Genomic DNA, 15,154 nt, shown 5'->3' with positions numbered 1-15,154 from the left:
TCCTACGCCGTCTCTCGAGTGCGCCGGCCTGAAGGCGTGGGTGCGGACGGAGCGGACCAGGGGGCCGCGTCGACGTCCGCGCCCGATCGCGCTCGGGCGCACCTGCTGTCATCCATTCTGCGGGATGGCCGGGAGGCGCGCGGCCGAGAACAATCGCCACGGCGCGCTACGCACGCTACCTGTTCGCGGACGCTCGTCCTACACCGACGGGACGTTTCCCGCCCCCGACGCGCCCCCCGACCGTGCCCCGGGCGCCCCCGATCCGCGTCCCGGCCGCCCCCGGCCCGCGTCCCGGCCCTCACCCCGGCGGCCCCTCGACGCGCCCCCGAGCCGCCCCCGCCTCGCGCCCCGGGGCGGCTCCCGTCACCCCACGCGCCCCCGGAATCCCCGAATCCGACACCGCCGTACGCGCGGTAACCGCACTACGGAGGGCGTTCTCGGGGCACTATGACGGGGTGGCAGCCGCGAGAACACCCCAGGGCGCCACCGGGACCGGTGGGACGAAGGGGTTCAAGGGGAGGAGCCGGACCGGTGGTTCGGGCCGGGTCGGCGGGTCCGTCCGCGCGGTCGGACGTGCCCTGCACCTCCCGTTCACCGGCACCGCCCGCGGCATCCGCAGGGCGACCCACGCGCACGGCGCCGGTGAGTCCGGACTCGGCAAGCTGATCGAGCTGCACGCAGTGAACGGCGCCGGTGATGTGATGATCACCGTGGCGCTGGCGTCCACGGTGTTCTTCTCCGTGCCGACCGACGAGGCGCGCGGCCGGGTCGCGCTCTACCTCGCGATCACCATGGCGCCGTTCACCATCCTGGCCCCGGTGATCGGCCCGCTCCTGGACCGGCTGCCGCACGGACGGCGGGCCGCGATGGCGGGCGCCATGTTCGCCCGGGCGCTGCTCGCGCTCGTCCTGTCGGGGGCGGTGGTCACCGGCAGCATCGAGCTGTATCCGGCGGCCCTCGGCGTCCTGGTCTCCTCCAAGGCGTACGGCGTGGTGCGCAGCGCCGTCGTGCCACGTCTGCTGCCACCACGGTTCTCCCTGGTCAAGGCGAACTCCCGGGTCACCCTGGGCGGTCTGCTGGCCACCGCGGTCGCCGCGCCGGTCGGGGCGGGGCTCCAGATGGTCGGGCCGCGCTGGCCGCTCTACGGCGCGTTCGTGATCTTCATCGCGGGGACGGCGCTGTCGTTCTCGCTGCCGGCCAAGGTGGACTCCGCCAAGGGCGAGGACACGGCGCTGCTCGCCGCCGACGAGGAGCATCTGCACGGCCCGCACCGGCAGCCGGTCAAACGCCCGGGCCTGCGGACCGTCGGCATCGCCGTCACCCACGCACTGGGCGCCAACGCGGCACTGCGCTGGCTGTCGGGGTTCCTGACCTTCTTCCTGGCGTTCCTGCTGCGCGAGCACCCGATGACCGGGCAGAGCGCGGCGGTGTCGCTGGGCATGGTGGCCGTCTCGGCGGGCCTGGGCAACGCGCTCGGCACGTCGGTGGGCGCCTGGCTGCGGTCGAGGGCGCCGGAGCTGATCATCGTGACGGTGCTGGCGTTCGTGCTGTGCATGGCGATCACGGCGGCGGTGTTCTTCGGGGCGGTGGTGGTGGCGGGCCTGGCGGCGGTGGCGGGCTTCTCGCAGGCGCTGTCCAAGCTCTCCCTGGACGCGCTGATCCAGCGGGACGTGCCGGAAGCCGTCCGCACCTCGGCGTTCGCCCGTTCGGAGACGATGCTCCAGGTGTCCTGGGTGTTCGGCGGCGCGGTCGGCATCGCGATGCCGCTGAACGGCGCGCTGGGCCTGTCGGTCGCCGCCTGTGTCCTCGCCCTCGGCTGGCTGACCACGGTCCGCGGCCTGATCGGCTCGGCCCGCCACAGCGGCTCCCCGCGCTCCCGCGTGACCTGACGCCATCCGTCGGCACCACCCGTCGGCACCCCCGGCACCACCCGCGGGATCCCGCCGCGTGGCGTAACACACAGCCACGCCGCACCCCACGTAGAGAGAGCGCCGGGGCTGCCCGATAGCCTTCGGCCATGACCATGATGTCCCGCGGCGGAGCCGCTGATGTTCTCGGCGTTGCGCGACGCCGCCGTGCCGTCGCCGCCACCGGCGCCGTCTGTGCCGGACTGCTCGTCCTGTCGGCCTGCGACAAGCCGACGCCGCTGTCCACGATCACCGTCGGCCGGACCTCGGTCAGCTCCGAAGCCACCTGCGGCGGCCACGGCGACAAGCTCGATGCGGCCGATCTGACCAAGTGCCTCAAGGACGAGGACATCAAGTCGATCACGGTCGACCCGGACGAGACCGTCCGCTTCGGCGTCGACCCGGACGTCGCCGACAAGCGCTGGACGATCCTGATGAACGGCCAGCCGCTCACCGAGGACAGCGACAAGACCTACCGCACCATCCCGGGCAGCGTGTTCTTCAACGCCCAGTACGGCGCGCAGGGCGACTCCACCCTCGTCTCCATCAAGGCGGGCGACGGCAAGAAGGACAGCCAGGCGGTCACCGGCCTGTGGTCGTTCAAGCTGAAGAAGGACGACTGACCACGTCCCCCGTCCGCGTCCTCGTCGCCACCGCCGTCCCCGCCGAACGGGACGCGGTGGCCCGGGCGTTCCCGGACCCCGGCCGGGAGGTACGGCTGCCCGGCGCGGTCCTGCACCGCACCGGCGGGGCGTACGACCTCCTCGCCGCCGGGGTCGGCCCGGCGTCCGCCGCCGCGTCCGTCTCCGCCGCGCTGACCGCGGCCGCGCTGGCCGGCACCCCGTACGCGCTCGTCGTGTCGGCGGGCATCGCCGGCGGTTTCGCCCCCGGCGCGCCGGTCGGCTCGCTGGTCGTCGCCGACGAGATCACCGCCGCCGACCTGGGCGCCGAGACCCCGGACGGTTTTCTGCCGGTCACCGAGCTGGGCTTCGGCGCCGTCACCCACCGTCCGCCCGCGGCCCTGGTCCGGCAGGTCACGGACGCCACCGGAGCCCGCGCCGGCACCGTGCTGACCGTGTCCACGGTCACCGGGACCGCCGAACGGGCCGCCGCGCTGCGCGCCCGCCACCCGGAGGCCCTGGCCGAGGCCATGGAGGGCTTCGGGGTCGCCGAGGCGGCCGCCGCGCACGGCACGCCCGTCCTGGAGATCCGCGCGGTCTCCAACCCCGTCGGCCCCCGCGACCGTACGGCCTGGCGCATCGGCGACGCGCTCGCCGCGCTGACCGCGGCCTTCGGGAAGCTCGGGCCCGTCCTGGAGAGTTGGCACCCGTATGACCAGTGATCCTGACCAGAAGCTGCGCATCGCGTACTCGCCCTGCCCCAACGACACCTTCGTCTTCGACGCCCTCGCCCACGGCCGGGTGCCGGGCGGCCCGGCGCTCGACGTGACGTTCGCGGACATCGACCTCACCAACGGAATGGCCGAGCGCGGCGAGTTCGACGTCCTGAAAGTGTCGTACGCCGTCCTGCCGTACGTCCTCGACGAGTACGCGCTGCTGCCCTGCGGGGGCGCGCTGGGGCGGGGCTGCGGGCCGCTGGTGCTGACCCGGGAGCCCGGCATCGACCTCACCGGCCGGACCGTCGCCGTGCCGAGCGAGAAGTCGACGGCGTATCTGCTGTTCCGGCTGTGGGCTGCGGCCACCGTGCCCGGCGGGGTCGGCGAGATCGTGGTGCTGCCGTTCCACGAGATCATGCCCGCGGTGCGCGACGGCCGGGTGGACGCGGGACTCGTCATCCACGAGGCCCGTTTCACCTACCGCAACTACGGGCTGCACAAGCTCGCCGACATGGGCGAGCACTGGGAGTCCACCACCGGGCTGCCGATCCCGCTCGGCGCGATCATCGCCCGGCGGTCACTGGGCGCGACGGCCCTGACCGGGCTCGCCGACGCGATCCGCGCCTCGGTGCGCGCCGCCTGGGACGACCCGGAGGCTTCCCGCCCGTACGTGATGGAGCACGCCCAGGAGATGGACCCGTCCGTCGCCGACCAGCACATCGGGCTGTACGTCAACGAGTTCACGGCGGATCTGGGCGACGACGGCTACGCGGCGGTGCGGGGGCTGCTGACCCGCGCCGCGGCCGAGGGACTGGTGCCGCCCCTCGGCCCGGACGCGCTGTCGTTCCCCTGAGGGACTCTGAGGGCTTTCCCCCGAGGCTTTCCCCCGGGGGGTCCCCTGTCACACGTCCAGTTGGTCGGCGACCGCGCGCAGCAGACCGGCGATCTTCGCGCCGGACGCCTTCTCGGGGTAACGGCCCTTCTCCAGCATCGGGGTGATGTTCTCCAGAAGGGTCGTCAAATCCTGGACGATGGAAGCCAGTTCGTCGGGTTTCTTTCGCTGGGCGGCCGCGACCGACGGGGTCGGGTCCAGAACGACGACCGAAAGCGCCTGGTCACCGCGTTGTCCGGCGACGACGCCGAACTCCACGCGCTGGCCCGGCTTCAGCGTCTCGACTCCGGCGGGGAGGACCGAGGAATGGACGAAGACGTCACCGCCGTCGTCGCGGGAGAGAAAGCCGAAGCCCTTCTCACTGTTGAACCACTTGACCTTGCCAGTCGGCAAAGCACACACTCCCTCGATCCGTCCAGGGGCAGCCCGGACGCCCTTGATCTGCCGTCATGACAGCTTACCGGGGGTCTCTCCAGCCGGACATGCCTTAAAACGGTACCGAGCACCTGTCCGCCGCGAATGGCGCGCAGACGCTCGGTCGCGTGGGGGAAGGGGCAGAGTCAAGGGGGTGCGGGTGTTGAGGTTGTGCCTTTTCCAGCATGCGGCGTCAACGGTACTTTAGTGTGCGTCCACAAGCGTTTCTTCCCTCCTCCCGCCAGGAGCGTCGGTGAGTGATCCAAACAGCTCCCTCCCGGAGACACTCGCGCGTCTCCGTACGCTGATCGCCGAGAAGGGACTGCGTCAGGAGACGGTCTTCGACGTCCCGACGCTGTCCCGTGCCGCGGTGCTCGACGAAGCGGAGGTCCGGGCCCTGCTGGCGGGCGAGGAGCTGCATGACGGCGGCAGCGGTGAGGAAGCCGTCAAGGAGCGCGTCCGCAGTCGACTGGCCCGCACGTACCAGGTCTACCTCGACACGCACCGGGTCTCCTTCGCCGAAGGCATCCGGACCGTGGCGGCCCGGCTGGACATCTCGGAGATGTGGGCACGTCAGCTGGTCAAGGGAGTCAAGGTGCCGAGCGTCGGCCATCTGCCCCAGCTGGCCGAGTTCTTCGCCGTCGACCTGCACTTCTTCACCGACGCGGCTCCCGACAACCTGAACAGAGCCCTGCAACCGCTCCTGCGTGAACTGCAGTCGGAGGACCCGGTCGCCGAGCTGATGAGCGAGCACGGCCTGGCAGGCATCAGCTTCCGGGGACTGGCTCCCGAACGCCGGGCCATGCTCGCCGGGGTCATCAAAGCCGTTCTGGGGACAGAGAAGTGACCACCGATCACCCGGCGGTCCCGCCCTCGCCGAAGCCCGGCGTCCGCACCGTCAAGGACGCCAGTACAAGGACCATGAGGCGGCTCGCGAGCGACATCGTCGAGTGCCTGCAACCGCTGGGCACCGACGACGACCTGGCACCCGTGCTCAGTGACGCGCTCAGCCGCACGCGCGGCCGGCCCGTCCGCCTCCGCGAGGTGGTCTTCCCACCGGAGACGGCCAGCGGCTTATGGGTCGACGCGACCGACTTCGACCTGATCGTCTACGAGCAGAACACCGCCCCTGTGCACCAGCGCGTGATCATCGGGCACGAGGTCTGGCACATGTTCGCCGACCACTGCGATTCCGGGATGCTGCACGGTGCCGCCGCGGCGCGTACGCGGGGCGAGGGTCCGGCCGGTCCGCTGGAGGACCTGGTCAGAGAGGTCACCAGGCTCGACCGTGCCGAGTTGCCGTCCGTGGAACGAATGGACGCAAGCCTGCACATAGCCGCGCTGAGGGCCGAGAGCCCGGTCCGCGAGGAATCCGAGGCGGAGATGTTCGGTTTCCGGTTCGCCACCGCCTTGGAGGCCCTGCTCGGAGAAGATCGCGCCACGGCCGATCTGGAAGGCATCGCAGGCCGCATTCAAGTGTCCATGGCGCACCGAAAGCACCTGACCTGACGGATCGACGGTACGCGCTCAGACAGTCCGCAACGTATCGAGAAAGCACATCACGTGGAACACGGACCCAATAACCTCGCTTTCTACATATGCGGCTTTCTGCTTCTGCTGATCGGGCTGGTCAAACTGCCGGCGGCAATCGGTCGCCAGCGCGACATGCTGTTGCGGGCAGCGGTCCTGCTCCTCGTCATCGGGTCGACGGTCTTCTTCTTCGCCGCACCGGATTCCATAGCGCTGATCAATGATCTGAGCGGTGTCCCCAATTTCGCGGCGCCCCTGGCCTACACGGCCCTCACGGCCTTCTCAGGGGCGAGTCTCCTGCTCATCATCAACTGGCGCCCGGCTCGGCCCGAGCAGACGCGTCGCGCCTCACGCATATGCATCGCGGTGTTCTGCGTCGTGATTCTGGCCATCCATGTGCTGTTCTGGCTGGGTGACGCCCCGGTGGAACAGCGGACCCTTTTCGACGGGTACTACGCGAGCACACCGTACATCCGCGAGATGATCCTGCTCTATCTGCTCGCGCAGGGAGCGGCCACCCTGACCACGAGCATTCTCTGCTGGCGCTGGTCCCGGGAGGTCACCGGGTCCCTGCGGGCCGGACTCCTCATCCTCGTACCCGCATATCTCCTGCACGTGGTGTACGACGGCCTGAAACTTGTCGCGGTGGTGGCTCGCTGGAACGGCCACCGCTGGGACTTCCTCATCGATCAGGTCGCCCCGCTGGCCGCTGCGCCGTCCGCAGTGCTCGTCGTCACGGGCTTCGCTCTACCGCTCGCCGGCCCACGCGTGACCTTGACGTTTCACGCTGTGCGTCAGTTACAGGAACTCACTCCGCTGTGGAAGGAGCTTCAGGCCGTCCCGACACCGGGATCGGTGCGTACCGCTCTGCCGTGGTGGTCCGCGCCGGCCGTGCGGCTCACGGCTCGCATGACCGCGATCTTCGACGCTCTTCTCTCCATAGCTCCTTACTGCGACACCGAGGCGCGGGAGCGGGCCTTCGAGGCGGCGGTCCGCAGCGGAGAGTCCCCGGCGCGCGCCGAAACCACCGCGGACGCGGCCATGATCGTTGCCGCGGTGCAGCGCAAACAGAGCGATATCGGCCCTGGTGAAGCCTCGGCCTGCCCGACGTGGGGCACTCACGACCTCGTTCGTCTGTCCGGAACCCTCGACTCACCCATCGTCCGTCAATTCCGCCAGAACGGCGCTGCTGAAAGTAGATCGACATGAGCAAGCCGTCGTCCCCGGCACTCCGAAGAGCCGTGATCATCGGTGGCAGCATCGCGGGCATGCTCGCCGCGGCAGCGGTCGGCGACCACTTCGATGCCATCGACATCATCGAGGCCCACGAGGTGCCGAACGGCCCTGAGCCCAGGGCAGGCGTTCCCCAGGCGGCCCATTTCCACACGCTGCTGTCCGGCGGAGCGGAGGCGATCGAAGAGCTGCTTCCGGGCAGCGTCGCCGCGATGGTCGAATCGGGGGCAAACCGGGTCGCCGTCACCACGGACATGGTCATGTACGCCCCGGAAGGCTGGTATCGCCGCTGGCAGAATGCCACCCACTATCAGATCACCGCGAGCCGTGATCTGACGGACTGGGTGATCCGGCAGCAGCTACTGAGAAACACCAAGGTGACCATTCACCAGCGCACCCGGGTCATCGAACTGCTCGGTGACAAGCATCGCGTCACGGGCGTCCGTCTCCGCTCTTCCTCCGGTGACGAGAGCGAGATGTCCGCGCAGCTGGTGATCGACGCATCAGGGCGGTCGAGCCGGACGCCGCACTGGCTCGAGGACCTCGGCATCACCGGCCTCTCGGAGGCGCGCATCGACTCCGGTCTCAGCTACGCCAGTCGCGTCTATCAAGCTCCTGTGTCGACGCGCGGCTGGCCCGTCGTCAACCTACAGGCGGATTTCCGCAACGGGCAGCCACGAGCGGGCGGCATCATTCCGATAGAACGCGACCGGTGGCACGTCAGCCTCATCGGCCCTCCGGGTGCCGAGCCGGGCCGGGACGCGGATGCGTTCGAGCCGTACGCCAAGGAGCTGCGTCATCCCATCGTGGCCGATCTACTGGCTCGCGCGAAGCCGCTCACCGACGTGTCCCTCACCCGTACGACGGCCAACCGGCGCTACTTCTACGAACGCCTTCGCGGCTGGCCCGACGGGCTGATCGTGGTCGGCGACGCGGTCGCCGCCTTCAACCCCGTCTACGGGCAGGGCATGTCCGTGGCCGCACTCAGCGCTCTGGCGATCCGGCGCGCGATATCCGTCGGAGGACCGGGCCCCGGTGTCACCCGCAAGGCTCAGCGTGCCGTTTCCCTTCCGGTCGGAGCGGCGTGGTCGCTGTCCGTCGGAACGGACATCCACCGGCCGGACATCAAGGGCGGACGCCCCAACATCGCCGACCGTCTCCTCCAGCGCTACATCAGCCGTCTCTCGCTCACCGCCACCGGCTCCCACCTGGCTGCGACCGCGCTCACGGACGTCCTCATGCTTCAGGCGCCCCCCGCTTCCCTGATGGCGCCCAAGGTGCTCCTGGCGGCGTTCCGCGGCCCCGAACGGCCACAGCTCGACGGGCCGCCGCTGTCGCTCGCCGAGCGCAGGGTGTTGAGCGATTCCGACCTGGAGCCGAGCAACTGAAAGGTTTCCTCGCTGCCTGAAGGAGCGGCGCCCCAGGGAGCGGGGCGGGGGAACTACCCTGGTCCGGTGCGTGACAAAACCCAAACGAATTCCGCCGCTCCCGGTGACCGACTGATCCGTGCCGGCGCCATCGTGTTCTTCGTCGGCGCCGTGGCCACTCTCGTCACGGTCGCCCCGCTGTTCCTCGGAACGACGCCATTTCCGCCGTACATGTTCGGACTGAGCATGCTGATGGGCGTCGGCTTCCTGATCGCGGGGGGCGGAGTGCTGCGTTCCGCCGCGGCGGGGCGGCGTCAGGCGCGCGGCGCCGCGAGGTAGCCGGCCAGCCAGGCCGGGAACTCCGTCAGGTCGGCGAGGACCACGTCCGCGCCCGCCTCCCGCAGTTCCTCCGCCGGACACGGCCCGGTCGGCACGGTGACCGACAGGGCGTCGGCGCCGCGCGCCCCGCGGACGTCGCCCACGTGGTCCCCGACGTACACGCTCGCGCCGTGCTCGCGCAGCGCGGCCGACTTCTGCTCGGCCCACAGGTTGCCTATCACGGCGTCCGGGGTCAGGCCGAGGTGCTTCATGTGAAGCCTGGCGTTGGGCTCCCACTTGGCGGTGACGACGACGGCCCGGCCCCCGGCCGCCTGCACGGCCGCGATCGCGTCCCGCGCGCCGGGCATCTCCAGGGTGCCGGTGATGGCGTGCTCGGGGTACAGCGCGCGGTAGAGATCGGCGGTCTCCGCGATCCGGTCCGCCGGGAACCAGTGCGCCATCTCCTGCTCCAGCGGCGGCCCCAGCCGGGTGACCACCAGATCGGCGTCGACATACGTCCCGGTCCGCGCGGACAGCTCCACCCAGCAGGCGTGGATCCCGGGCCGGGAGTCGATGAGGGTCATGTCGAGATCAAAACCGACGGTGGGGGCGGAAGACGACGTCATGGGGGCCATTCTGCCCAGCAGGGGGAGCGGTCCTGCCTCCCGGCCAGGGTCTTCCCTTCGGGACTGGCCGGTTCGGAGGGACGACGCGTTCCGGCGGGGCGGAGCCTGGTGGGGCCGAGCAGGGCTCTAGCGGGTCTGGGGCGTGTGGAGGCCGGGCGGGGCCGGGCAGGGCCGGTTCCGGCGGAGTCCGGGCGGGGCCCGAGCGGGGTCCGGCCGGTGCGGAGCAGCGGCGCGTCACGGCGGGGCTGAGCGGGGCCGGGGGCATGCGGAGGCCGGGCAGGTCCGGGCGGGCCCAAGCCGGATCCGGCCAGTGCCGGAGCGGCGGCGCATCCCGGCGGGGCCGGGCGGGGCCCTAGCGGGTCCGGGGCGTGTGGAGGCCGGGCGGGCCCCAGCGGGACCCGGCCGGTGCGGAGCGGCGGCGCGCCACGGCGGGGCCGAGCGGGGCCCGGTGCATCCGGAGGCCCAGGGGGTCGGGGCGAGGCCCTAGCGGGTCCAGGACGTGCGGAGGTTGACCGTGCGCGGTCGGCGGGGCGGGGCCCGGTGAGCGCCAGACCCCCGCGGCCCCAGCGGGACCCGGAATCGGGGCCCTACCCCCGGCGTCGTGAGCGGTGGAGGAGGAACAGGGCCGTCGCGACGGCCGCGCCTTTCACCACCCAGGGCCAGGTTTCCGCGAGGGCGTCGCTCATGTGGCCGTCGGCGATGGGGGCGCCCCAGCGGCCCTCGGAGCGGCCCCACAGCCAGACCAGGCCGGCCGCGACCGAGAGGCCCGGCAGCCAGATGACGGCGAACTTCGTCTCCCGCTCGGTCAGCCGGTGCGAGGCGTAGGCGATCAGCCAGCCCAGGAGCAGCGCGAACCAGTTGCCGAGCACCGCGCCGGCCACGAGCGACGCGGCGGCCACGAGCAGCAGGGGGTTGTTCCAGCCACCGCTGCCGGTACCGGCAGCGGCATCCGTGTCGGCGTTCTTCCGGCGGCGCAGGGCGCGCAGCAGCCTCCGCCGACCTGGCGGGGCGTCCTCCTCGGCCGTCTTCTCCGTGACCGGCCCGGCCGCCGCCTGCTCCTCCGGGTCGGGCTCCGGGGGTGGCGGGGGCTTGAGGAGGTCCGGGATGACTCCGCCGACGAAGCCGGGCACCTCGTCGTCGACCTCGAAGGGGTCCGCGGTGCCGCGCCACCAGTCGCGCGGCCCGTCGTCGTCCACCGGTGTGCTCGGCCGGGGGCGCGGCACCTTGCCGAGCGGCACCTCGGGCCGCGGGCGGTCTCCGTCGGCGCGCTGCGCGGGCACGGACGGTGCCGGTGCCTGCGGGGCGGCGTCGGTGCCGTCGGCGGCGGCCGCGACGACGTCGTCCGGGTCGCCGAGGCGCTCGATGATGCGGCGCACGGCGGCGGGCGAGTCGACGGGCGCCTTGGCGCGGCGCCGGTCGATCTCGTTGCGCAGTTCGGAGACGAGCCGCATCCGCGTGGCCGACGACAGGTGCCGCTGGTGTGCGACGTCGCCGACGCGGCTCAGATACTCGTAGACGACCTGGTCGCTCTCGATCCCCACGGGGGCACGGTATCGCGCGCGGGCCGGGCGAAACGGTCCGTCGCCGAAGCGAGCGTCCTGGGGCGGCCCCGGGAGGGACGGCACCCGCTACCGTGGGCAAGATGAGCACCGAGGACCACCCGGCCCCCCGCTCCCTCGCGGAAGCGCTCCGCGGCAGGGACGACACCGCCCTCGGCGCCCTGCTGCGCAGTCGGCCCGACCTCATCACCCCGGTCCCCACCGACCTCACCCAGCTCGCCACCCGGGCCGGCACCCGCGCCTCGGTCGTCCGGGCGCTGGAGCGGCTGGACCGGTTCGCCCTCCAGACGGCGGAGGCGCTGGCGGTGGCCGGCGACCCGGCGTCGTACGACGAACTCCTCGGCCTGATGGCCGGGGACGACCGCGACCCGGAGGTGGCCGCCGCGCTGCCCGCCGCCCTGGCCGCCCTGCGCGAGCAGGCGCTGGTGTGGGGCGCCGACGACCGGCTGCGGCTGGTGCGCACCGCCCGTGAACTGCTCGCGCCGTCGCCGCAGCACCCGTCGCCGACCGGGCTCGGGCCGAGCGTGCGGGAGGCGACGGCGGGGATGTCGCCGGGCCGGATCCAGGAGATCGTGGCGGCCGTGGGCCTGCCGTCCACGCACGACTCGGTGTCCGCCGTTCAGGCGCTGGCCGCCCTGTTCACGCACCGCAAGAAGATGGCCCGGCTGCTCGCCGCCGCCCCCGCCGAGTCCCGCGAGGTGCTGGAGCGGCTGATGTGGGGACCGCCGTACGGGCAGGTCACGCACGATCCGGCGGCGCGGCTGCGCTGGCTGCTGGACCGGGGGCTGCTGCTGCCGACCGCGCCCGGGACGGTCGTCCTGCCCCGGGAGGTCGCCCTGCATCTGCGGGCGGGCCGGGCGCACCGGGCGCCGGAGCCGGTGCCGCCCGCGGTGCCGGCGGCGTCCGCGCACCGGCCGCAGGTGGTGGACGCGACGGCGGCCGGGCAGGCGTACACCGCGCTGGCGACGGTCGAGGAGCTGCTGACCGACTGGAACGAGGGCGGGCCCCCGGTGCTGCGGGCGGGCGGGCTGAGCGTGCGGGACCTCAAGCGGACCGCCGTCGCCCTGGACCTGCCGGAGCCGGTGGCCGCGTTCTGGGTGGAGCTGGCGTACGCGGCCGGGCTGCTGGCCTCCGACGGCGAGGCCGACGAGCGGTACGCGGCGACCCCGGCGTACGACGAGTGGCTGGAGCGGCCCGCCCCCGAACGCTGGGCGCTGCTCGCGCAGACCTGGCTGACGGCGACCCGGACCTCCGGTCTGGTCGGCGGCCGGGACGCGAAGGAGCGGGCGCTGTCGGCGCTGGGCCCCGGCCTGGACCGGTCGGCCGCGCCCGAGGTACGGCACCGGGTGCTGGCGCTGCTGGCCGTGCTGCCCGAGGGCGCGGCGCCGGACCCGGAGGCGGTGCTGGCCCGGCTGCGCTGGGAACGGCCGCTGCGGGGCGCGCAGAGCACACCGAGCGCACAAGGTCAGCGAACAGAGGAGGATCTTCGGGCCCGGCTGGCCCGCTGGACGCTCGCCGAGGCGGAGCTGCTGGGCATGACCGGCCGGGGCGCGCTGTCCGCGCACGGGCGGGCGCTGCTCGGCGCGCACACGGAGAAGACCCCGCGCACGGAACCGCACGGCCCGGGCGACAAGCTGCCCTTCCACCACCACCGCGCACCGGGCGCCCTGGAGCCCCTCTCCCCCGCCGAGCAGGCCGTGGCCGCCGCGGCCGCCGCCCGGCTGCTCGCGCCGCTGCTGCCCGAACCGCTGGACCACGTCCTGCTCCAGGCCGATCTGACGGCGGTCGCCCCGGGCCCGTTGCAGCGGCCGCTCGCCGCCGTCCTCGGGGTCCTCGCGGACGTGGAGTCGAAGGGCGGGGCGACCGTCTACCGGTTCACGCCCGCCTCCGTGCGCCGCGCGCTGGACGCCGGCCGGACCGCGGCCGACCTGCACGCCTTCCTCGCCGCGCACGCGCGCACCCCGGTGCCGCAGCCGCTGGCGTATCTGATCGACGACGTGGCCCGCCGGCACGGCCGGCTGCGGGTGGGCGCGGCCTCGGCGTATCTGCGCTGCGACGACGACACGGTGCTCAACGAGATCCTCGCCGACAAGCGGGCCGCCCCGCTGCGGCTGCGGCTGCTCGCGCCGACCGTGCTGGCGTCCCAGGCGGACCCGGCGGCGCTGCTCGACGGGCTGCGCGCGCTGGGGTACGCGCCGGCCGCCGAGTCCGCCGACGGCGATGTCCTGATCACCCGGGCCGACGCCCACCGCACCCCGCCGCGCACCCCGCCCGAGCCGGTCCCGGACGGCCCGCCGATGCCCGACGCCACACTCCTGTCGGCGGCGATCCGCGCGATCCGGGCGGGCGACCTGGCGTCCACGGCCCCGCGCCGCCCGGCCGACCCGGCGGCACCGCGGCCGGCCCCGGGCGAACTGCCGCGCACCAGCTCCGCGGAGACCCTCGCCACCATGCAGGCCGCCGTCCTCACCGGCGAGGCCCTGTGGATCGGCTACGTCAACGCCGAGGGCGCCGCCAGCCAGCGCGTCATCGCCCCGGTGCGGGTGGAGGGCGGCTTCGTCACGGCGTACGACCACACGGCGGACGAGGTCAGAACGTACCCCCTGCACCGGATCACGGGCGTGGCGGAACTGGCGAGTGACTGAACGGGCCCGCCTTCAGCAGTCCCCGACCGGCGCGTCCGCCGACAGCTCGAAGTGATCGCGGGCGGCCGTCTCCAGGGCGTCCGTGTCCGCGTCACCGTCCAGCCGGGAGGCCGCGAGGGCCCCGAAGTGGGCCTTCTCCCAGGCGCCGTGGCCCGCACCGTCCGGGGGCTCCTCCAGGGAGACGACCCGATAGGCGCCCGCCGTGTCCCGCTCCAGCCGGATCACCTTGGGAACCTGCGCCCCGCCGCACTCCTGAAGGGCACCGTCCCGCACGCCGTACTCCATGCACAGGGTGTCGACACCGGCCCGCACCCGGTCCCCGTCCTCACGCAGGAACACCTCCCGCGCCTGACAGAACCAGCGCGCCCGCAGCTCGGACAGCTCCGCGCCGGGACCGTCCCACCGCGCGTCGGCGACCAGCCGCGCCTCGATCGCGGGCCGCACCGCGTCCCACAGCCCGGTGTCCCCGGTCGTCCCCCGCGCCCACGCCCCGGTCGCCACCAACACCACCACGGCCCCGACCCCGGGCCCCCAGACGCGCACGGAACTCACCACAAGCCCCTCCCCGAGCCACACGCACTGCGCGGCTTCCCCCGAGAAGACCGCCGAAAGGGGTCCGGGGTTGCATCGGGCGTGCTCCGACTCGCCCATGGGGCACAGGGGTCGGGCTGGTCGGTCAGCCCACTGGAGACCCTGAACTCTCATGTACACCTGATACATTTGCGACATGAGTGAGCCGGTAGTCGAATCCATGGCCGAGGTCCGCAGTCATCTCGCCGATGTCATCGACCGCGCTCGCCGCGAGGCGACACCGACGATCATCACGCGGCGCGGCAAGCAGGAAGCAGTCGTGATCGACATCCAGGAGTATCAGCAGCTACGCCAGTTCGCCGAGGACGCCGAAGAGGCCTGGCTCAACCGGCTGGCCGACGAAGCCGAGTCCGAGGGCACCGACGGGTCGGTCTCGCTCGAAGAGATGGCCGCCCTGCTCCGCGACCAGCAGCACTGATCCGCATGGGGTACGTCACGCGCTTCACTCCGCACGCCCAGCGGGACATGCTCAAGATCCCCCGCCCCGACGCCCTGCGCATCCTGTACCGCCTGACCGAACTCCAGAAGGCGATGGACGCGGGAGACTCGGCAGCGTTCGATGTGAAGGCCCTCCGGGGGCACGACGCCCGATGGCGACTCAGGGTCGGGGACTACAGGGTCGTCTACACCATCGAGGACGGCCGGCTCATCGTATGGGTCCTGACCGTGGGCAACCGCCGCGAGGTCTACCGTCAAGTTCCTTGAACGGTCCGCGGGGCGGGTCGTCAACCGGTGA

General features: G+C 72.6%; 16 protein-coding genes. 12 read left to right on the top strand and 4 right to left on the bottom strand.

What is annotated here, in order from left to right; genetic code table 11:
* The first annotated feature begins 455 nt into the window (after window positions 1–455).
* From G6W55_RS03830 to G6W55_RS03815, 4 genes are all read left to right on the top strand, one after another.
* The gene (locus G6W55_RS03830; protein WP_175519337.1) at window positions 456–1,889 is read left to right on the top strand and encodes an MFS transporter; all 1,434 of its coding nucleotides are present in this window, start codon (window positions 456–458) and stop codon (window positions 1,887–1,889) included.
* 128 nt (window positions 1,890–2,017) lie between these two features.
* Complete coding sequence (locus G6W55_RS03825; RefSeq protein ID WP_175519336.1) at window positions 2,018–2,530, top strand: DUF2771 domain-containing protein; 513 nt, start codon at window positions 2,018–2,020, stop codon at window positions 2,528–2,530.
* Complete coding sequence (locus tag G6W55_RS03820) at window positions 2,500–3,249, top strand: futalosine hydrolase (protein WP_175519335.1); 750 nt, start codon at window positions 2,500–2,502, stop codon at window positions 3,247–3,249. Before G6W55_RS03825 ends, G6W55_RS03820 begins: the two co-directional genes overlap by 31 nt.
* On the top strand, window positions 3,239–4,096 hold the full coding sequence (locus tag G6W55_RS03815; RefSeq protein WP_175519334.1) for a 1,4-dihydroxy-6-naphthoate synthase: 858 nt from the start codon (window positions 3,239–3,241) through the stop codon (window positions 4,094–4,096). The genes G6W55_RS03820 and G6W55_RS03815 overlap by 11 nt, the downstream gene beginning before the upstream one ends.
* A 48-nt stretch (window positions 4,097–4,144) precedes the next feature.
* Here G6W55_RS03815 and G6W55_RS39190 read toward each other — a convergent pair whose 3' ends face one another.
* Window positions 4,145–4,528: a cold-shock protein gene (locus tag G6W55_RS39190; protein ID WP_030785403.1), complete on the bottom strand. Its 384-nt coding sequence runs from the start codon at window positions 4,526–4,528 to the stop codon at window positions 4,145–4,147.
* A 274-nt stretch (window positions 4,529–4,802) separates the two neighbouring features.
* Between G6W55_RS39190 and G6W55_RS03805 the strand changes: the two genes are divergently transcribed.
* From G6W55_RS03805 to G6W55_RS03785, 5 genes are all read left to right on the top strand, one after another.
* Entirely contained in the window at window positions 4,803–5,396 is a 594-nt protein-coding gene (locus G6W55_RS03805; RefSeq protein WP_175519333.1) for a transcriptional regulator, read from the top strand.
* Window positions 5,393–6,058 (top strand): hypothetical protein, encoded by a 666-nt coding sequence (locus tag G6W55_RS03800; protein WP_175519332.1) that lies wholly within the window; start codon window positions 5,393–5,395, stop codon window positions 6,056–6,058. Before G6W55_RS03805 ends, G6W55_RS03800 begins: the two co-directional genes overlap by 4 nt.
* Window positions 6,059–6,112: 54 nt before the next feature.
* Window positions 6,113–7,288, top strand: coding sequence for an MAB_1171c family putative transporter (locus G6W55_RS03795; protein WP_175519331.1), 1,176 nt, complete (start codon window positions 6,113–6,115; stop codon window positions 7,286–7,288).
* Window positions 7,285–8,700, top strand: a complete 1,416-nt coding sequence (locus G6W55_RS03790; RefSeq protein WP_175519330.1) for an NAD(P)/FAD-dependent oxidoreductase — start codon at window positions 7,285–7,287, stop codon at window positions 8,698–8,700. The genes G6W55_RS03795 and G6W55_RS03790 overlap by 4 nt, the downstream gene beginning before the upstream one ends.
* Window positions 8,701–8,766: 66 nt before the next feature.
* A complete protein-coding gene (locus G6W55_RS03785; protein ID WP_175519329.1) occupies window positions 8,767–9,018 on the top strand; it encodes a hypothetical protein in 252 nt (83 codons plus the stop codon).
* Here G6W55_RS03785 and G6W55_RS03780 read toward each other — a convergent pair.
* Both G6W55_RS03780 and G6W55_RS03775 read right to left on the bottom strand, forming a co-directional pair.
* The gene (locus G6W55_RS03780; RefSeq protein ID WP_254876093.1) at window positions 8,994–9,623 is read right to left on the bottom strand and encodes an HAD family hydrolase; all 630 of its coding nucleotides are present in this window, start codon (window positions 9,621–9,623) and stop codon (window positions 8,994–8,996) included. The two genes, G6W55_RS03785 and G6W55_RS03780, sit on opposite strands and share 25 nt — an antisense overlap.
* Before the next feature lie 587 nt (window positions 9,624–10,210).
* Window positions 10,211–11,164, bottom strand: a complete 954-nt coding sequence (locus tag G6W55_RS03775; protein WP_175519327.1) for a hypothetical protein — start codon at window positions 11,162–11,164, stop codon at window positions 10,211–10,213.
* 101 nt (window positions 11,165–11,265) lie between these two features.
* On the opposite strand from G6W55_RS03775, the gene G6W55_RS03770 reads away from it, so the two are divergent.
* Window positions 11,266–13,827, top strand: a complete 2,562-nt coding sequence (locus tag G6W55_RS03770; protein ID WP_175519326.1) for a helicase C-terminal domain-containing protein — start codon at window positions 11,266–11,268, stop codon at window positions 13,825–13,827.
* Between the two features lie 12 nt (window positions 13,828–13,839).
* Here the strand turns inward: G6W55_RS03770 and G6W55_RS03765 are convergent, their stop codons facing one another.
* The gene (locus tag G6W55_RS03765; protein WP_309243622.1) at window positions 13,840–14,379 is read right to left on the bottom strand and encodes a hypothetical protein; all 540 of its coding nucleotides are present in this window, start codon (window positions 14,377–14,379) and stop codon (window positions 13,840–13,842) included.
* A gap of 175 nt (window positions 14,380–14,554) precedes the next feature.
* On the opposite strand from G6W55_RS03765, the gene G6W55_RS03760 reads away from it, so the two are divergent.
* Entirely contained in the window at window positions 14,555–14,836 is a 282-nt protein-coding gene (locus G6W55_RS03760) for a type II toxin-antitoxin system Phd/YefM family antitoxin (RefSeq protein ID WP_254876092.1), read from the top strand.
* A 5-nt stretch (window positions 14,837–14,841) separates the two neighbouring features.
* Window positions 14,842–15,123, top strand: a complete 282-nt coding sequence (locus G6W55_RS03755) for a type II toxin-antitoxin system RelE/ParE family toxin (protein WP_175519325.1) — start codon at window positions 14,842–14,844, stop codon at window positions 15,121–15,123.
* The last annotated feature ends 31 nt before the right edge of the window (window positions 15,124–15,154 follow it).

The organism is Streptomyces sp. CAI-85 (assembly GCF_013363615.1).
Taxonomy (GTDB): domain Bacteria; phylum Actinomycetota; class Actinomycetes; order Streptomycetales; family Streptomycetaceae; genus Streptomyces; species Streptomyces antibioticus_B.
This window is presented reverse-complemented; position numbering and strand designations above follow the sequence as displayed.